General features: G+C 74.2%; 14 protein-coding genes and 1 pseudogene. 3 read left to right on the top strand and 12 right to left on the bottom strand.

Annotation, left to right across the window (positions count from 1 at the left end; genetic code table 11):
- Nucleotides 1-7 precede the first annotated feature (7 nt).
- The 9 genes and pseudogenes from ACE3UN_RS05795 to ACE3UN_RS05755 form a co-directional block, all read right to left on the bottom strand.
- A complete protein-coding gene (locus ACE3UN_RS05795) occupies nucleotides 8-715 on the bottom strand; it encodes an expansin EXLX1 family cellulose-binding protein (RefSeq protein WP_374673976.1) in 708 nt (235 codons plus the stop codon).
- A gap of 42 nt (nucleotides 716-757) precedes the next feature.
- Nucleotides 758-2,017 (bottom strand): glycolate oxidase subunit GlcF, encoded by a 1,260-nt coding sequence (gene glcF / locus ACE3UN_RS05790; protein ID WP_374673975.1) that lies wholly within the window; start codon nucleotides 2,015-2,017, stop codon nucleotides 758-760.
- Between the two features lie 4 nt (nucleotides 2,018-2,021).
- Entirely contained in the window at nucleotides 2,022-2,660 is a 639-nt protein-coding gene (locus ACE3UN_RS05785) for a class I SAM-dependent methyltransferase (RefSeq protein WP_374673974.1), read from the bottom strand.
- A gap of 35 nt (nucleotides 2,661-2,695) precedes the next feature.
- On the bottom strand, nucleotides 2,696-3,823 hold the full coding sequence (gene glcE / locus ACE3UN_RS05780; protein ID WP_374674144.1) for a glycolate oxidase subunit GlcE: 1,128 nt from the start codon (nucleotides 3,821-3,823) through the stop codon (nucleotides 2,696-2,698).
- Between the two features lie 5 nt (nucleotides 3,824-3,828).
- Nucleotides 3,829-5,337, bottom strand: a complete 1,509-nt coding sequence (locus ACE3UN_RS05775) for an FAD-linked oxidase C-terminal domain-containing protein (protein ID WP_374673973.1) — start codon at nucleotides 5,335-5,337, stop codon at nucleotides 3,829-3,831.
- Nucleotides 5,338-5,418: 81 nt separating this feature from the next.
- Nucleotides 5,419-6,168, bottom strand: a complete 750-nt coding sequence (locus ACE3UN_RS05770; RefSeq protein WP_374673972.1) for a PhaM family polyhydroxyalkanoate granule multifunctional regulatory protein — start codon at nucleotides 6,166-6,168, stop codon at nucleotides 5,419-5,421.
- Between the two features lie 95 nt (nucleotides 6,169-6,263).
- Nucleotides 6,264-7,292, bottom strand: a complete 1,029-nt coding sequence (locus tag ACE3UN_RS05765) for a TraB/GumN family protein (RefSeq protein ID WP_374673971.1) — start codon at nucleotides 7,290-7,292, stop codon at nucleotides 6,264-6,266.
- A complete protein-coding gene (locus ACE3UN_RS05760) occupies nucleotides 7,289-8,113 on the bottom strand; it encodes a fumarylacetoacetate hydrolase family protein (protein ID WP_374673970.1) in 825 nt (274 codons plus the stop codon). Before ACE3UN_RS05760 ends, ACE3UN_RS05765 begins: the two co-directional genes overlap by 4 nt.
- 38 nt (nucleotides 8,114-8,151) lie before the next feature.
- Nucleotides 8,152-8,325, bottom strand: a pseudogene (locus ACE3UN_RS05755) (fumarylacetoacetate hydrolase); the annotation flags it as partial.
- 58 nt (nucleotides 8,326-8,383) lie between these two features.
- Here ACE3UN_RS05755 and ACE3UN_RS05750 point away from each other — a divergent pair.
- The 3 genes from ACE3UN_RS05750 to ACE3UN_RS05740 all read left to right on the top strand — a co-directional run bounded on the left by ACE3UN_RS05750 (nucleotide 8,384) and on the right by ACE3UN_RS05740 (nucleotide 12,217).
- Nucleotides 8,384-9,571 (top strand): DUF3108 domain-containing protein, encoded by a 1,188-nt coding sequence (locus tag ACE3UN_RS05750; protein ID WP_374673969.1) that lies wholly within the window; start codon nucleotides 8,384-8,386, stop codon nucleotides 9,569-9,571.
- A gap of 82 nt (nucleotides 9,572-9,653) precedes the next feature.
- Nucleotides 9,654-9,950: a DUF3567 domain-containing protein gene (locus ACE3UN_RS05745; protein WP_374673968.1), complete on the top strand. Its 297-nt coding sequence runs from the start codon at nucleotides 9,654-9,656 to the stop codon at nucleotides 9,948-9,950.
- A gap of 101 nt (nucleotides 9,951-10,051) precedes the next feature.
- Nucleotides 10,052-12,217, top strand: coding sequence for a putative bifunctional diguanylate cyclase/phosphodiesterase (locus ACE3UN_RS05740; protein ID WP_374673967.1), 2,166 nt, complete (start codon nucleotides 10,052-10,054; stop codon nucleotides 12,215-12,217).
- A gap of 24 nt (nucleotides 12,218-12,241) precedes the next feature.
- Here the strand turns inward: ACE3UN_RS05740 and ACE3UN_RS05735 are convergent, their stop codons facing one another.
- From ACE3UN_RS05735 to ACE3UN_RS05725, 3 genes are all read right to left on the bottom strand, one after another.
- Nucleotides 12,242-12,907: a hypothetical protein gene (locus ACE3UN_RS05735; protein ID WP_374673966.1), complete on the bottom strand. Its 666-nt coding sequence runs from the start codon at nucleotides 12,905-12,907 to the stop codon at nucleotides 12,242-12,244.
- Between the two features lie 70 nt (nucleotides 12,908-12,977).
- Nucleotides 12,978-14,123, bottom strand: a complete 1,146-nt coding sequence (locus tag ACE3UN_RS05730; protein ID WP_374673965.1) for a 3-deoxy-7-phosphoheptulonate synthase — start codon at nucleotides 14,121-14,123, stop codon at nucleotides 12,978-12,980.
- Between the two features lie 36 nt (nucleotides 14,124-14,159).
- The gene (locus ACE3UN_RS05725) at nucleotides 14,160-14,741 is read right to left on the bottom strand and encodes a YceI family protein (protein ID WP_374673964.1); all 582 of its coding nucleotides are present in this window, start codon (nucleotides 14,739-14,741) and stop codon (nucleotides 14,160-14,162) included.
- Nucleotides 14,742-14,748 lie beyond the last annotated feature (7 nt).

Here is a 14,748-nt window from a genome sequence, read left to right as displayed (position 1 = left end):
CGGGCCATCAACGCAAGGGGAACTGCTTCTTGGTGGGCACCGTGGACCCCGGCTCGGGCACCACGCCGTTGACGCGCACCACCTGGCCGTAGACGTCGGTGAGCTTGAGGTCCACCGCGCCGCTGCCCAGGCCGCTGGCGGCGGTGAAGTAGTTGTAGCTCTCGCGCGGCAGCCGGGTGAAGGCCGCTTGCGTGCCCGCCGGCCGCCAGGCGAACGTCTTCACCGGGTAGCGGTGGTCGCGCACCTGCACCTGTGTCCACCAGGGGTTGGACTCGGGGCGGAAGAAGATCGACAGGCGCGGCGCCGGGCACGCGATGTACTGCCAGGTCACGGGGATGCGGCCCAGCCACGGCTCGGCGATCGCGGCGAAGGCATCGTCGTCCAGGTCCACGTCACCCACGGCGCACTCGGGGCAGCTGTCGTCCACCCGCACGTCCACCGCCTTGCCGTTGGCGGGGTTGGTCACCCGCAGGCAGGCGCCGCAGGCCTGCGCGCCGTTGTAGTCGGCCGCGTTCAGCGCCGCCGTGGGCATGGCCGGCACGGGCAGGCTGCAGTTGCCGCCACCCGAATAGCTGTAGAAGGTGGCATCGCCGCTGTGGACGCGGTCGTAGCCGCCCTGGGCCAAGGCGGGGGGGGTCGTCGCGAGCAGGCCGGCGGCCAGGGCAGCGGGCGCGAGCCCCAGCCGGGCAGCGCGCATGAGAGCGAGAAGTGTCATCGTGGACCTCGGCACCGGTGGCGCTGCCGTGATCCTACGCGGTCACCCGAGCGCCTCGTCCACCACCTCCACCCAGTGCCGCACGGGCCGGCCGCTGGCGGCGCCCAGGTGCTGGATGCAGCCGATGTTGGCCGAGACCACCGTGTCCGCGCTCACATGGCCCAGCGCCTTGAGCTTGCGGTCACGCAGCGCCGTGGACAGCTCGGGCTGCAGCACCGAGTAGGTGCCCGCCGAGCCGCAGCACAGGTGGCTTTCCACCGGGGCCAGGCGCACATCGAAGCCGAGCGCGGCGAGGTGGGTCTCCACGCCGCCGCGCAGCTTCTGGCCATGCTGCAGGGTGCAGGGCGGGTGGTAGGCCAGCGGGGTGGGCGGTGCGCCGGCCGGGCGGCGCTGCGCCAGGCGGGGCGCCAGCGCCGGCACCAGGTCGGGCAGCAGCTCGCTCAGGTCGCGTGCCAGCTCGCTGATGCGGCGCGCCTTGTCGGCATAGGCCGCGTCGTGTGCCAGCGCGTGGCCGTATTCCTTGACCTGCAGGCCGCAGCCCGAGGCATTGACGACGATGGCCTCCACGCGGCCGGCGTCGGTGAGGCCCTCCACCAGCGGCCACCAGGCGTCGATGTTGCGGCGGGCGTCGGCCAGGCCGCCGTCATGGTCGCCGAGGTGCGCACGGATGGCGCCGCAGCAGCCGGCGCCGTCGGCCACCAGGGTCTGGATGCCGGCGGCGTCGAGCACGCGTGCGGTGGCCGAGTTGATGTTGGGCATCATCGCCGGCTGCACGCAGCCCATCAGCATGAGCACCTTGCGCTGGTGACTCTGCGTGGGCCAGCGGTGCGGGGCGGAGGGCGCGGCCGCCGGCACCTTGGCCTTCAGCGGGCCGGGCAGCAGGGGGCGCAGCCACTGGCCGAGCTTCATCGCGGGCGCGAAGGCGGACGAGGTGAGGCCTTCGCGCAGCAGCCAGCGCTTGGCCTGCTCCGCGCGCGGGCGAGGCACCTTGGCGTCCACCACACGGCGGCCGATCTCCACCAGCTCGCCATAACGCACGCCGCTCGGGCAGGTGCTCTCGCAGTTGCGGCAGGTCAGGCAGCGGTCCAGGTGCAGCTGGGTGGCGCGCGTGGGCTGGGCGCCTTCTAGCACCTGCTTGATGAGGTAGATGCGGCCCCGCGGGCCGTCCAGCTCGTCGCCCAGCAGCTGGTAGGTGGGGCAGGTGGCCGTGCAGAAGCCGCAGTGCACGCACGCACGCAGGATGGCCTCGGCGGCGTCGCCATCGGGCGTGCCGCGGAATTCCGGGGACAGGGTGGTCTGCATGCGGTCAGTTCAATTCGTAGGTCAGCAGCCAGTAGTGGGTCGATTCGATCCACTGCACGCCTGTGGCCCGGGGCCCGAGCAGCGCCTCGGCCTCTGGGCGCGTGGGGAAGTTCTTCAGCACCTCGTGCGCACTGCCGTCGGCCAGGCGGCGCTGCTGGTAGGTGTTGCCATGGGCGTCCCGGCGCGACACCGGGGTGGTGCTGCCAGGCACCTCGCGGTTGTCGCAGAAGGCGACGCGCGCGCCCGGCAGGAGCCGGTCGTGCAGGCGGGTGAGCCACGCGCCCAGCTGCTCCAGCGGCACATGGGACCACCAGAACCCCGCGAACGCCGCGTCGAACCGCTCACCCGGCGCCAGCCCGGCCCAGGTGTAGGCATCGACCACCCGCAGGCGCACCGCCGGCGGCATCGGCTTCGTTCGCGCCAGCGCCAGCGTCTCGGGGTTCAGGTCCGTGGCCAGCCAGTTAGCGGCACGGGCGGCCGCGTGCGGGGTCCACCAGCCAGTGCCGCACGCCACTTCCAGCCCATGCCGGCCGTCGAACAGCGGGGGCAGGGCCGCCTCCAGCGCACGGATGTCGGCCTGGCGTTCGGGCTTGGCATAGACCTGCTCGTACTCCGCCGCACGGCGCGCGTAGTACGCGGCCATGCTGGCCGGCGTGGCGGGGTCTGCCGCGGCGCGCGTCACAGGCAGTCCAGCCGGCCCGGGTTGAACAGGCCGTGGGGGTCGAAGGCGGCCGCCACCGCGCGCTGCAGGCGCTGCTGGACGGGGGGCAGGGGGTGGAACACGCCGGCGGCCTTGTCGCCGCGGAACACCGTGGCATGGCCGCGCGCCTCTTCGGCGAGGGCCCGTACTTGGTCGGTGGGTGCCTCGGTGACCAGCCAGCGCTGGCCGCCATGCCACTCGACCAGCTGGTCGCACGGCAGGTCGATGCGCGGAGCCGTGGGCGCCACGGCCAGGCGCCAGAGCCGGGCACCCTGCGCCACGGCCTGGGCCGCCTGGGCGAAGAACTCGTCGCGCTGGTCGCGCAGGCCGTCCCAGAAGGCGTCGGCCAGCGACGGCGGCACCGGATCGCCGCCGAGGCGCTGCGCCGCTGCCGCCACGGCGGCGTGCGCCCCCTGCAGGCGCAGGATGAGCGCGCCGTCCCACCAGGCGCTGGCCGCCAGCGGCAGCGGCTGGCCGGCCCATTCGTTGAGATGGCGCAGAGCGTTGGCCTGGTCCATGTCGAAGCGCAGCGTGGCCCGCGCCGGGGGCGCCGGCAGCACCTTGAGCGAGACCTCGAGCACCACACCCAGGCGGCCCAGCGAGCCGGCCAGGGCACGCGAGACGTCGTAGCCTGCCACGTTCTTCATCACCTGGCCACCGAAGCTGAGCAGCTCGCCGCGGCCGTTGATGAGCGTGGCGCCCAGCACGTAGTCGCGCACGCCACCGGCGGCCGGGCGCGCCGGGCCGGCCAGGCCGGCGGCCACCATGCCACCCACGGTGCCCCCGGCGCCCAGGCGCGGCGGCTCGAAGGGCAGGCACTGGCCCTGCACGGCCAGCGCGGCCTCCAGCTCGGCCAGCGGCGTGCCGGCCAGCACGGTGACCACCAGCTCGCTCGGCTCGTAGTCGCGCACGCCCGCCAGCGGCCGCACGTCCAGCGGCTCGCCCTGCAGCGCGCCACCGTAGAAATCCTTGCTGCCGCCGCCGACGATGCGCAGTGGCGTGCGCGCCGCCGCGGCCTCGCGCACGCGTTCGACCAGGTGGCGGGCCGCCGGCACCGCCGTGAGTGCCGACGCAGCCGCCTCGGCCGGCGTGTCCTTGTCCAGCACGTCGCTCAAAACCGCTCCAGTTCGGGAAAGGCCAGCAGCCCGCGCCGCACCAGCATGCGGCCGTACTCGGCGCAGCGGTTCAGGGTGGGCAGCATCTTGCCGGGGTTCAGGCCGCCGGCCGGGTCGAAGGCGGTCTTCAGGGCCTGCATCTGGGTGATCTCGGCGGGGCTGAACTGCACGCACATGGAGCCGATCTTCTCGATGCCCACGCCGTGCTCGCCGGTGACCGTGCCGCCCATGGCGACGCTGGTTTCCAGGATCTCGGCGCCGAAGGCCTCGGCACGGTGCAGCTGGTCCGCGTCGTTGGCATCGAAGAGGATCAGCGGGTGCAGGTTGCCGTCGCCCGCATGGAACACGTTGCAGCAGCGCAGGCCGTACTTCACCTCCATCTCGGCGATCGCCACCAGGATGTCGGCCAGGCGCTTGCGCGGGATGGTGGAGTCCATGCACATGTAGTCGGGGCTGATGCGCCCGGACGCCGGGAAGGCGTTCTTGCGGCCGCTCCAGAAGCGCAGGCGCTGCGCCTCGTCGGCGCTCACCTCCATGCGCGTGGCGCCGCAGCCGGCCAGCACGGCCATCATGCGGTCGATCTCCTCGGCCACCTCCTCCGGCGTGCCGTCGCTCTCGCACAGCAGGATGGCGGCGGCCGAGAGGTCGTAGCCGGCGTGGACGAAATCCTCCACCGCCGCCGTCATGGGCTTGTCCATCATCTCCAGCCCGGCCGGGATGATGCCCGCGGCGATGATGGCGGCCACCGCGTCGCCCGCGCGGCGGATGTCGTCGAAGCTGGCCATGATGCAGCGCGCCACCTGCGGCTTGGGCGTGAGCTTGACGGTCACCTCGGTGACCACCGCCAGCATGCCCTCGCTGCCCACCACCAGCGGCAGCAGGTCCAGGCCCGGCGCGTCGGGCGCGTCGGCGCCGAAGCTGACCGGTTCACCCTCCACGGTGAAGCCGCGCAGCTTCACCACGTTGTGCAGCGTCAGCCCGTACTTCAGGCAGTGCACGCCGCCGGAGTTCTCGGCCACGTTGCCGCCGATGGTGCAGGCGATCTGGCTGGAGGGGTCGGGCGCGTAGTACAGCCCATGGGCCGCCGCCGCCTCGCTGATGGCCAGGTTGCGCACCCCGCACTGCACCACGGCCGTGCGGCTGAAGGCGTCGAGCTGCAGGATGCGATTGAAGCGCGCCAGCCCCAGCGTGACACCGTGCGCATGGGGCATGGCCCCGCCGGACAGGCCGGTGCCGGCCCCGCGGGCCACCACCGGCACGCCCAGGGCATGGCAGGCGCGCAGCACGCCGGCCACCTGCTCCTCGGTCTCGGGCAGCGCCACGGCGAGCGGGCGCTGGCGGTAGGCGGTGAGGCCGTCGCATTCGTACGGCGTGGTGTCCTCGGGCTGCCACAGCACCGCGTGCGCAGGCAGCACGGCGCGCAAGGCGGCCACGACATCGGCCTGGCGCACCGGCCGGGACACGGCGGCCGCAGGGGCCGGGGGGGCGGCAAGGGTCTCGGGCATGGCCCGCCCACTGTACTGCGGGGTCCTGAACCCGGCCTGAACCGGGCCGGACCCTGGCCCGGGGGAGGGGCCTTGCGTCGCTCAGCTGCGCTTGCGTGGGGCGGCTGCGCGCCGCGGCGCCTTGGTGGCCGGCTTGGTCGATGGCCGGGCGGCCTGGCGGGCCCCCGCGGCCGCCCGGGCTGCCCCCTTGGCGCCCTCGGCGGCGGTGGCGGCCACCTTGCCGGCCATCTTGACCGGCTGGGTGCCCAGCTCGACGGCCTTCTTCAGCGTCTCGCCGGCCGCGTCGAAGCTCTGCTTGACCATGCTGCCGGCCAGGTTGCGCGCCGCGTCGGTGGCGCTGTCCTTCATGGCCGTGGCGGCCAGGGTGGTGAACTGCTTGGTGAGCGCGCCCCACCACTGCATCGGGTCGACGGCGCCCGCGGGCGGCACGCCGGGGGCCGCAGCGGACTTCCGGCGCGACCGACCGGGCGCGGCGGCGTGTACCTGCGGTGCGTCGGCCTCGTCGGCCTCGTCTGCCTCGTCGGCCGCGGCCGGCGCCCTGGGCATGGGCATCTCCGGCATGGGGATCTTCATCGCGTCGCGCAGCTCACCCATCTGCACGTTCATGGTCTTGAGCGTGGACAGCGTCATGCGCTGCACCTCGAGTGCCTGGATGGTGGCGCCCAGCATGCGCGCGTTCTGCTCCAGCCAGAACTGCACCGTGCGCAGCTCCTCGATGCGCTTCTCCAGCTCCTCCGGGTTCAGCGTGGGGGCCACCCACTGCCCCATGTTGGGCAGGGCCGCGCCGGCGTTCTTGACCAGGCCCTGGAGGAATTCGAACCCCGGGACCATCTTCGCAAAACCCGCTGCATCCGCCATCGTGTTCCCCTGCCGTTGCCGTGGACCGGGCCATGGTAGCCCGGCCGCCCGGCCACGGCCATGGGGGTTCAACGGGCGCCCTGGCGCTCCACCTCGAAGCCGCGCGCGGCCAGCAGCGCGGGCAGCCCTTCCGGGCCCACCATGTGCAGGGCGCCGACGGCCACGAACAGTGCCGCACCGGCCGCGTGACGGCGGTCGATCTCGGCCGCGAGGGTGAGGTTGCGGTCCTCCATCAGGCGGCGCATGAAGGCGCGGTCCTCGGCCGTCTCCAGGCAGTCGCACCACTGCGCGAAGCGCGACATGTCGTCCCAGTCGCCGCGCGTCCAGGACGACACCAGGCGCCGCAGCATCGGCCCCGCACGCCCCGATTCCATGTCGGTGACGGTGCGCTCCACGAAGGCGGCCGTGGCCTGCGGGGTGGGCTGCAGCAGGGCGTCCAGCTGCGACTCCGGGCTCTCCAGCGACAGCACCGGCTTGCCGATGCGGCGCGCGTGCAGCGCCAGATGCAGGTCGATGCCGAAGGCGGGCTCGTAGCCCAGCTGCCGGCCGAGCAGCACGCCCAGCGTCACGGCCTGCATCTCGGGGCGCAGCTGCGCCAGCTCGGGGCCGGCGCAGACGGCGCGCGCCTGGGTGTGCAAGCGCTGACGCAGCGCCTCGGGCAGCGGGGCCGCGGCGGGCATCGTGGCCAGCCCGCGGACCATCCGCTCGCCGATCGCCGGGTCGGTGAGGTCGATCTCGAGCGCCAGCGCATCGGCGCGCGCCAGGGCGGCGCGCACGCGCGGCCCCGGTGCCCAGGTGTCGCGCTGGCCCACATGCACCGTGCCGTAGAGCCAGGCGCTGCGCCCGTTGCGCCGCAGGTGCCACAGGAACCCCCGGTCGGGTGCCGCCTGGGCGCCCGCCAGCTCGGCCGCGGTCAGCGGTGCCGGAGGTGGCGGGCAGACGGGCGCCTGTTCCTGCGCCTGTTCCTGCGCCTGTCCCTGCGCGTGTTCCTGCGCCTGGGCCTGCGCCGGCCCGCCGGCCACCACGCCCGCCCATGCCAGCGCCCACGCGCCGAGCGTGCGGCGCCAGGCATGCCATGTCCCCACGCGGGCGGTCATGCGTCCGCCTCCGCGGCCACCACGGTGAAGTCGATGGCGCCCCACACGCTGCGGCCGTCCGCGCCCTTGGCCTCCACGCGCAGGCGGTCGCCCGGCTGCAGCCACGTGGTGCGCGCCTGTCCGTCGGCCAGGGTCTCCGCGGCGCGCTGGTCCGCCAGGCTGGCGGCGCCACCCGCCGTGTCCGAGGCGCCGGCCGGGCCGCAGAAGACCAGGGTGCCCGCCCCCAGCGCCCGGGTGCGGGCGGCCTGGGCCAGCAGCTGGCCGACGTGGAATCGCCCCTCGGCCAGGGTCATCGGGCCGACCGCGCGCCCGCCGCGCGCCATGGCCAGCGGCAGCTGCACCCGCCCGCCCTGCCAGGCGGCGCCCAGCTCGTCCGGCGTCACGGCCACGGGGCTGCAGTGGGTGCCCAGGCGGGCCAGCACCGTGCCCGCGGCACCTGCGCAGGTGGCCGCCTCCGCCGCCTCGGCCGCCTCCAGCGCGCGCAGCACCGCGTCGCCGGCCAGCAGCAGCAGCCGCACCGATTCCAGCGCACGGGCCGGCGGCGCGCCAGCCGGCAGGTCGCCGGTGAGCACGGCCAGGCCGGCTTCCATGTCCAGCTCGCCCGCCGGGTGGGCCAGCGCCAGGTCGTCGGCCGCGCCGGTGACCCGCTCGGGCGGGGCCCCGCGGCGGGGCCCGCCCCGGCCCCCGCCGCCCGCAGCAGCGGCGTGCCACCCGCGCCCGCGGGCCCCGGCTGCCCCTGGGCCTGCAGGCGGCGCTCCAGCACGGCCGGACAGGCCAGCGCCGTCAGGCGGCCCGTGGGGCGGGGCAGCGGCGCCATGCACATCGCCGGGTCGAAGGGAAATGCGTGGCGCGCCTTGTCCTGGTTGAGCGCCGTGGACAGGTCTTCCAGCTGGGGCGAGAGGAAGTTCCAGTCGTCCAGCACCTGCTGCAGCCGGGTGGCGATGCCGGTGGCGTAATGGGCGGTGGCCAGGTCACGCGACACGACCACGAGCTGGCCGTCGCGTGAACCGTCGCGGTAGGTGGCGAGTTTCATGCGGTAAGGCGCTGCCGGTGGCGCCGGGCAGGCCGTGAGGAGATGGCACCATTGTCCGATGGCCCGGCCTCTTCGCATTCCGACCCCACCCGCCTTCCCGGCGGGCGATGGGGCGTCCTCGCGCCGCTGGCGCCTGGCGGGCGTGGTGCTCATGGTGCTGGTCGGCCATGCCTGGCTCATCGCGCCCCGCGGGCAGCACGCCGGCGTGCCACCCGCCCGGCCGCCGGTCGTGCAGGTGCTCGGCCTGGCGGTGGAGACGGCCGCCCCGCCGGCGGAACCGGCGGTGCCGGCCCTGGCGCCGCCGGCGGCGGCCGACGACACGCCCGCCGTGGCCGCCCCCGCGCCGACGAAGGAGCCGCCGCCGGACGCCGCGCCGGCGACGGAACCGTTGCGGGCCGAGGACACCCTGCCCGAAGGTCCCGTGGACCCGTTCGCCGGCCCGCGGCCGCCGGACGTCGTGTCGGGCCTGGAGCCCCCGCCGGAGGACGCGCCGGGGCCCGAGCTGCCCGCGCCGCAGACCGTGGCCAGCGTCTCGGCGGCCACCGGGGGGCGGCCGCCGCTGTACACCACGCAGCTGCCGAGCGAGCCGGTGCGCGTGGACTACCGGCTCGAACGCGGCGACGACGGCGGCCGCGGCATGCTGGCCTTCGAGCCGCTGGAAGGCGGCCGCTACCGCGCGCGTTTCGTCGGCATCGTGCGGCCGGCCGATGGCGGCGCCGAACGCCCTCTGCACGACTGGGAGTCGCACGGCGGCTTCGACCCCGGCGGCTTCGCCCCCGAGCGCCTGGTCGAGCGCGTGCGCGGCCGCGGCAGCAAGGCCATCAACTTCCAGCGCGACAAGGGCGTGATCACGTTCTCCAGCTCGCCCCGCGCGCTGGCCCTGTTTCCCGGCGCGCAGGACCGGGTCAGCCTGATGCTGCAGCTCATGGCGATCGCCCAGGGCCAGCCGCAGCCGCTCTCGGCGGGCCAGTCGGTGCGTGTGCAGGTGGCCGGCACTCGGGGCCTGGCAACGGAGTGGGCATTCACGGTCGCCGGGCGCCCGGTGATCGAGCCGGCCGGCCACGCGATCCCGACCGTGCACCTGGTGCGCGAGCCGGAGGTGCCCTACGACCAGCGCGTGGAGGTGTGGCTCGCGGCCGAGGCGGGCCACCTGCCGGTGGGCCTGCGGCTGACCACGGTGCCGGGCCGAGTGTCGGAGGCCTACTGGCTGCACGGCCGCCTGCCGGCGCCGCGCCCGTCGCGCTAGCTTGAAAGTGCGGCCCCGGGCCCCATGTGCAGGGCATCGGGCCCGCCCCGCGGCCCCTGTCACTGCCTGCATCCCACGCCCCATGAACCTGGTCTACAACTCCGACAGCTACGCCGTCGTGCAGATCTCGCTCGACGGCGAGGCGAGCACCGCGCCGGCCACCGATGTGGCCTCCACCGACGCGCCGCAGTCGCACGGCGGCTACGAGATCGTCGACAAGTTCGCCCGCCGCGGCATCTACCTGGCCGGTCCCATGGCCCGGCACTTCCGCGAAGGGGTGCAGGCGCTGGCCCGCGACCACGAGCCGAGCGTCGAGGAGATCGACGCCTACATCGCCGGCTACACCGCCCTGGCGCAGCAGCCCCTGGGCCTGCACTGAACGGCCTGCGCCGATCGCGCGGGGGCGGGGTGTCCCCACGAAAGTGGCATGGCGCTGTGGCGGCTGGCGGCGAATAATCCGCCGGCCGCCGCCGCACCCGCATGCCATCGCCCCTCGCCACCCCCCTGCCCGCCTTCAGCGAGCCCGCCCTGCACGGCCCCACGCTCGCGCTGGCCGCCGTGGTGGCCGCCCTGTTGTTCGGGCTGTTCGGCCACGGGCTGCGCAAGCTGCGCTCCACCGACACCCTCACGGCACTCGGCTGGTGGGCGGCGGGCGCCGTGGCCGGCGGCGCCGGGCTGTGGGCGGTGCACGTCGCCGGGCTGACGAGCCTGAGGCTGCCCTGGGAGCTGCAGGCCCGCACCTGGCCGCTCGCCGCCAGCGCGCTGGTGGCGGCCACCGGGCTGGCGGCGGTGCTGGCCACGGCGCGCCTGCCCTGGGCCGACACGCCGCGCCTGGTGGTGCAGGGCCTGGGCATGGGTGTGCTGTGGGCGCTGGTGCAGCGCCTGGCGCTGGTGAGCCTGGCCGACCCGCCCGTGGAGAGCCGGCTCGGCACCGGCTGGTCGCTGCTGCCGCTGGGGCTGATGGCCGCCGTGTCGGTCGCCGCCCTGCTCTTCCTGTTCGCACCACGCTGGGCCGACCGGGGGCGCTTCGGCCACCGCCTGGCCGCGGCCGCCGTCGCCTGCGGCCTCGTGTCCGGCGTGGCCCAGGCGACCAGCCTCGGTTCGCTGGGCTTCGTCGAGGTGGCGCAGCCCGCCGCCCTCGCCCGCCTGGGCCCGCTGGCCTTGCCGTGGGTGGGCGGCGCCGCGGCGGTGGCGCTGATGCTCGGGCTGTTCGGCGTGCTCATCGACTCGCGCGCCGCCCACCGTCACCGCCTGCTGACCGACTCCCTCAACGAGGCCAACCGCCGCCTGCGCCAGCAGGCGCTCACCGACCCGCTCACCCGCCTGCCCAACCGGCTGCTGTTCGAGGAAAAGCTCGCCGAGGCGCTCGACCTCGTCGACGACCCCGCCGGCCCGTCGGACCGCCATCTCGCGGTGATGTTCGTCGACCTCGACGGCTTCAAGCCGGTGAACGACTCCTTCGGCCACCACGCCGGTGATGCGGTGCTGCGCGAGATCGGCCTGCGCCTGCAGGGCCTCACCCGCCAGGGCGACGTCGTGGCGCGCGTCGGTGGCGACGAGTTCGTGCTGCTGGCCGAGCAGCCCGGGGGCGCCGTGGGCGCGGGCATGCTGGCCCAGCGCGTGATCCAGGCGCTGGCCCAGCCCTGCCACCTGCCCGATGGCACGGAAGTGCGGCTTTCCGGCTCGGTGGGCATCGTGCTGTACCCGCAGCATGGCCCGGCGCCCAAGCTGCTGGCCCGTGCCGACGCGGCCATGTACGCCGCCAAGCGCGCGGGCGGCGCGGGCTTCGCGGTGTTCGAGCCGGGCATGGAGCACGACAGCCGCACCCAGCTGGAGATGCAGCATGAACTGCGGGGCGCCATCGAGCGGGGCGAGCTGGCGCTGTACTACCAGCCCAAGGTGGATGGCCGCTCCGGCCAGATCACCGGCGTGGAGGCGCTGGTGCGCTGGGAGCACCCCACGCGGGGTGTCGTGCCGCCCAGCGTCTTCGTGCCGGTGGCCGAGCGCTTCGGCCTCATCGCGCCGCTGGGCCAGTGGGTGCTGGACGCCGCCTGCGAGCAGCTGGCCCGCTGGCAGGCGCTGGGCCTGCACATGCGCGTGTCCATCAACATGTCGGCCCACCAGCTGCGCCAGGAGCACCTGCTGCAGCGCATCCGGCGGTCCCTCATGCAGCACCGCGTCGAGCCGTCGCTCATGACCATCGAGATCATCGAGTCGGTGCTGCTGGACGACGAGGCGGTGGCCGCGTTCGCCAGCCTGGCGCAGCTGGGCGTGGGCCTCTCGATCGACGACTTCGGGATCGGCTACTGCAACTTCGCGCTGCTGCGCAAGCTGCCCGTGACGCAGCTGAAGGTCGACCGCAGCCTGTTCACCGACATCCAGCACAGCGCCGACGCGCTGGCCGTGGTGGACGCCATCGTCAAGATGGCCCATGCCCTGGGCCTGCGGGTGGTGGCCGAGGGCGTGGAGACCGACGAGCAGCGCAAGATGCTGCTCACGCTGCGCTGCGACGAGCTGCAGGGCTACCTGTTCGCCCGCCCCATGACCGCCGAGCGGCTGACGCTCTGGGCCATGGGCGACGAGGGCGTGCACCGGGCGGATTTCCGCCCGTCGCTGTTCGCCGCGGCGCCGGCCACGCTGCAGTAGCGCGCAGCCGGCGGGCAGGCGGCGTCAGCCGCCCGGGGCCAGCTCCGGCTCGGGCTTGTGCTTGACCTTGCGTGCCGCCTTGGCCGCGCGCTGGGCGAGCTTCTCCGCCTTGCCGGCGCGGTCCGGACGCACCACCACCTCGTCGGGGCTGGCGGGCGGCGCGGTGTCGCCGTCGCCGGGCGTGGCGTCCGCGGCGGCCGGCGTCGCCTTGGCGGCGATGCGCTCGGCCTTGCGCTGCAGGCGCTCGGCGCGCTCGGCCCGCATGGCGTGGCGCTCCGGCTTGCTCAGGTGTTCCTTGCCGGGCTTGCGCTCCTTGCGGGCCGCGGCCAGCGACGGCACGCTGCCGCCCAGGCCGGCGAAGACCTCCGACACCACCGACGTGGGCGTCGCGTTGGTGAAGGTGTGCAGCAGCGCGCCCTTGCGGCCGGTCTCGCGCAACTCGATGTGGCGCGCATCGTGGTCGTACAGCAGCGCGTAGCGCGTGCCGTCGACGCGGAACCAGATGACGTTGCCGCCCGCGCCTTCCTTGGTGTTCACCTTCACCGGGTCGCCGGGGCGCTTGCGCCACAGGATGGCGCCCGACAGGGCGAGGAGCACCTCGTTGACCTCGCCCGCGTGGTGGGCGGAGCGCTCGAACACGCCCAGCAGGTGCTCCTGCAGGTCGTCGACAGTGGTCAAGGAGATCGGCATGGCAGCTCCACGGGCGGGCCGGAGGTCAACATCGGCCGATGTTGCGGGGCGCTTGTCCGCCGTGGCACCCCTAGCTCGTGGCGCGCCCGCGCCGGCGCACGGCCGCGGCGAGCTGGCGCCGCAGGGGGTCGGTGTCCGCCCAGCCCAGGCAGGCGGCGGGGTTGGACACGCCCGGGCGCAGCGGCTGGCCGGGCACCAGGTCCTGGCGGCCGTCGTGCAGGTGGCTCTCGATCATCACGCCGGTGATCCGGCGCTCGCCCGCCGCGATCTGCGCCGACACGTCGGCGCCCACCTCGATCTGGCGGCGGTGCTGCTTGCTGGAGTTGGCGTGGGAGAAATCGACCATGACCTGCTCGCGCAGGCCCGCGCCACGCAGCACGGCACAGGCCGCGTCCACGTCGGCCGCCGCGTAGTTGGGCGCCTTGCCGCCGCGCAGGATGACATGGCAGTCGTCGTTGCCACGCGTCTCGAAGATCGCGGCCTGGCCCATCTTGGTCATGCCCATGAAGGCATGCGAGGCGCGCGCGGCCACCACGGCGTCGGCGGCCACCTTCACGCCGCCGTCGGTGCCGTTCTTGAAGCCCACCGGGCACGACAGGCCCGAGGCGAGCTGCCGGTGGCTCTGGCTCTCGGTGGTGCGGGCGCCGATGGCGCCCCAGGACACCAGGTCGGCGATGTACTGGGGCGACAGCAGGTCGAGGAACTCTGTGCCGGCCGGCAGCCCGAGCGCGGCCACCTCGAGCAGCAGGGCGCGGGCCCGGCGCAGTCCCTCGTTGATGCGGAAGCTGCCGTCCAGGCGCGGGTCGTTGATGAAGCCCTTCCAGCCCACGGTGGTGCGCGGCTTCTCGAAGTACACCCGCATCACCACGAGCAGCTCCGGCGAGAGCTCACCTGCCAGCGCGCGCAGGCGGTGCGCGTACTCGATGGCCTGGTCGTGGTCGTGGATGGAGCAGGGGCCGACGACGGCGATGAGCCGGTCGTCGCGGCCGGCCAGCACCGCCGACATGTCGGCCCGCGCCGACTCCACCAGCGCCTGCGCGGCCGCCGGCATGGGCATCTCGTCCTGCAGCAGGGCCGGGGAGATGAGGGGGCGCACGGCCCCGATGCGCACGTCGTCGACGCGGGTGGAATCCAGCGTCGCCAACGCGTCGGCCGGCGGCAGCGTGGAGCGGCCGCCGACCTCGTGGTCGTGCTGCCAGTCGTCAGGGCGGTTCATGCCCGGATTATCGACCGGCGCGCACGCCGCAGCGGTTCACTGCTTGACGGCTTCGACCTGGATCACCAGCTTCACGGCGTCGGGGAAGCCGTAGTTCAGCCCGTAGTTCACGCCGTACTGGCTGCGCACGATGGTGGCCTCGAAGTCGCCACCGCACACCTCGCGCTTGAGCATGGGGTTCTGGTAGCAGTTGAAGTTCACCGCCTTCAGCGTGACCGGGTTGGTCTTGCCGTTCAACGTGAGCTGGCCGGCCACCTCGGTGACCTTGTCGCCGTTGAAGCTGAACTTGTCGCCGACGAAACGCGCGGTCGGCTGGGCCTCGGTGTTGAGGATCTCGGCGCTCTTCAGGTGCTTGTCGAAGGGGGCGGTGCCGGTGTTGATGGAGGTGGTGTCGATGGTGATGTCCACCTTGCCGCTCTTGCCGGCGCGGTCGAAGGTGACCGTGCCTTCCTTCTTGTCGAAGCGGCCGCGGTTGGTGGACGTGCCGAAGTGCGAGATCTCGAAGGTGACGAAGGTGTGCGTCGGCTCGATGGCGTAGGTGGCGGCCTGGGCCTGGGCACCGGCGGCGGCCACGGTCAGGACGGCACCGGCGATGGCGGCGATCAGGGGGGTCTTCATGGGAGCG

It is taken from the genome of Ideonella sp., from assembly GCF_041918995.1.
GTDB lineage: Bacteria > Pseudomonadota > Gammaproteobacteria > Burkholderiales > Burkholderiaceae_C > Ideonella.
Note: the sequence above shows the minus strand (reverse complement) of the source record. Positions and strands in the feature narration are given on the sequence as shown.

What these genes read in the sequence shown, in the direction of transcription:
- ACE3UN_RS05795 (WP_374673976.1), bottom strand. Translation starts at nt 715, where the DNA reads ATGACACTTCTCGCTCTCATGCGCGCTGCCCGGCTGGGGCTCGCGCCC.
- glcF (WP_374673975.1), bottom strand. Translation starts at nt 2,017, where the DNA reads ATGCAGACCACCCTGTCCCCGGAATTCCGCGGCACGCCCGATGGCGAC.
- ACE3UN_RS05785 (WP_374673974.1), bottom strand. Translation starts at nt 2,660, where the DNA reads ATGGCCGCGTACTACGCGCGCCGTGCGGCGGAGTACGAGCAGGTCTAT.
- ACE3UN_RS05775 (WP_374673973.1), bottom strand. Translation starts at nt 5,337, where the DNA reads ATGCCCGAGACCCTTGCCGCCCCCCCGGCCCCTGCGGCCGCCGTGTCC.
- ACE3UN_RS05770 (WP_374673972.1), bottom strand. Translation starts at nt 6,168, where the DNA reads ATGGTCCCGGGGTTCGAATTCCTCCAGGGCCTGGTCAAGAACGCCGGC.
- ACE3UN_RS05765 (WP_374673971.1), bottom strand. Translation starts at nt 7,292, where the DNA reads ATGACCGCCCGCGTGGGGACATGGCATGCCTGGCGCCGCACGCTCGGC.
- ACE3UN_RS05750 (WP_374673969.1), top strand. Translation starts at nt 8,384, where the DNA reads ATGGCCCGGCCTCTTCGCATTCCGACCCCACCCGCCTTCCCGGCGGGC.
- ACE3UN_RS05745 (WP_374673968.1), top strand. Translation starts at nt 9,654, where the DNA reads ATGAACCTGGTCTACAACTCCGACAGCTACGCCGTCGTGCAGATCTCG.
- ACE3UN_RS05740 (WP_374673967.1), top strand. Translation starts at nt 10,052, where the DNA reads ATGCCATCGCCCCTCGCCACCCCCCTGCCCGCCTTCAGCGAGCCCGCC.
- ACE3UN_RS05735 (WP_374673966.1), bottom strand. Translation starts at nt 12,907, where the DNA reads ATGCCGATCTCCTTGACCACTGTCGACGACCTGCAGGAGCACCTGCTG.
- ACE3UN_RS05730 (WP_374673965.1), bottom strand. Translation starts at nt 14,123, where the DNA reads ATGAACCGCCCTGACGACTGGCAGCACGACCACGAGGTCGGCGGCCGC.
- ACE3UN_RS05725 (WP_374673964.1), bottom strand. Translation starts at nt 14,741, where the DNA reads ATGAAGACCCCCCTGATCGCCGCCATCGCCGGTGCCGTCCTGACCGTG.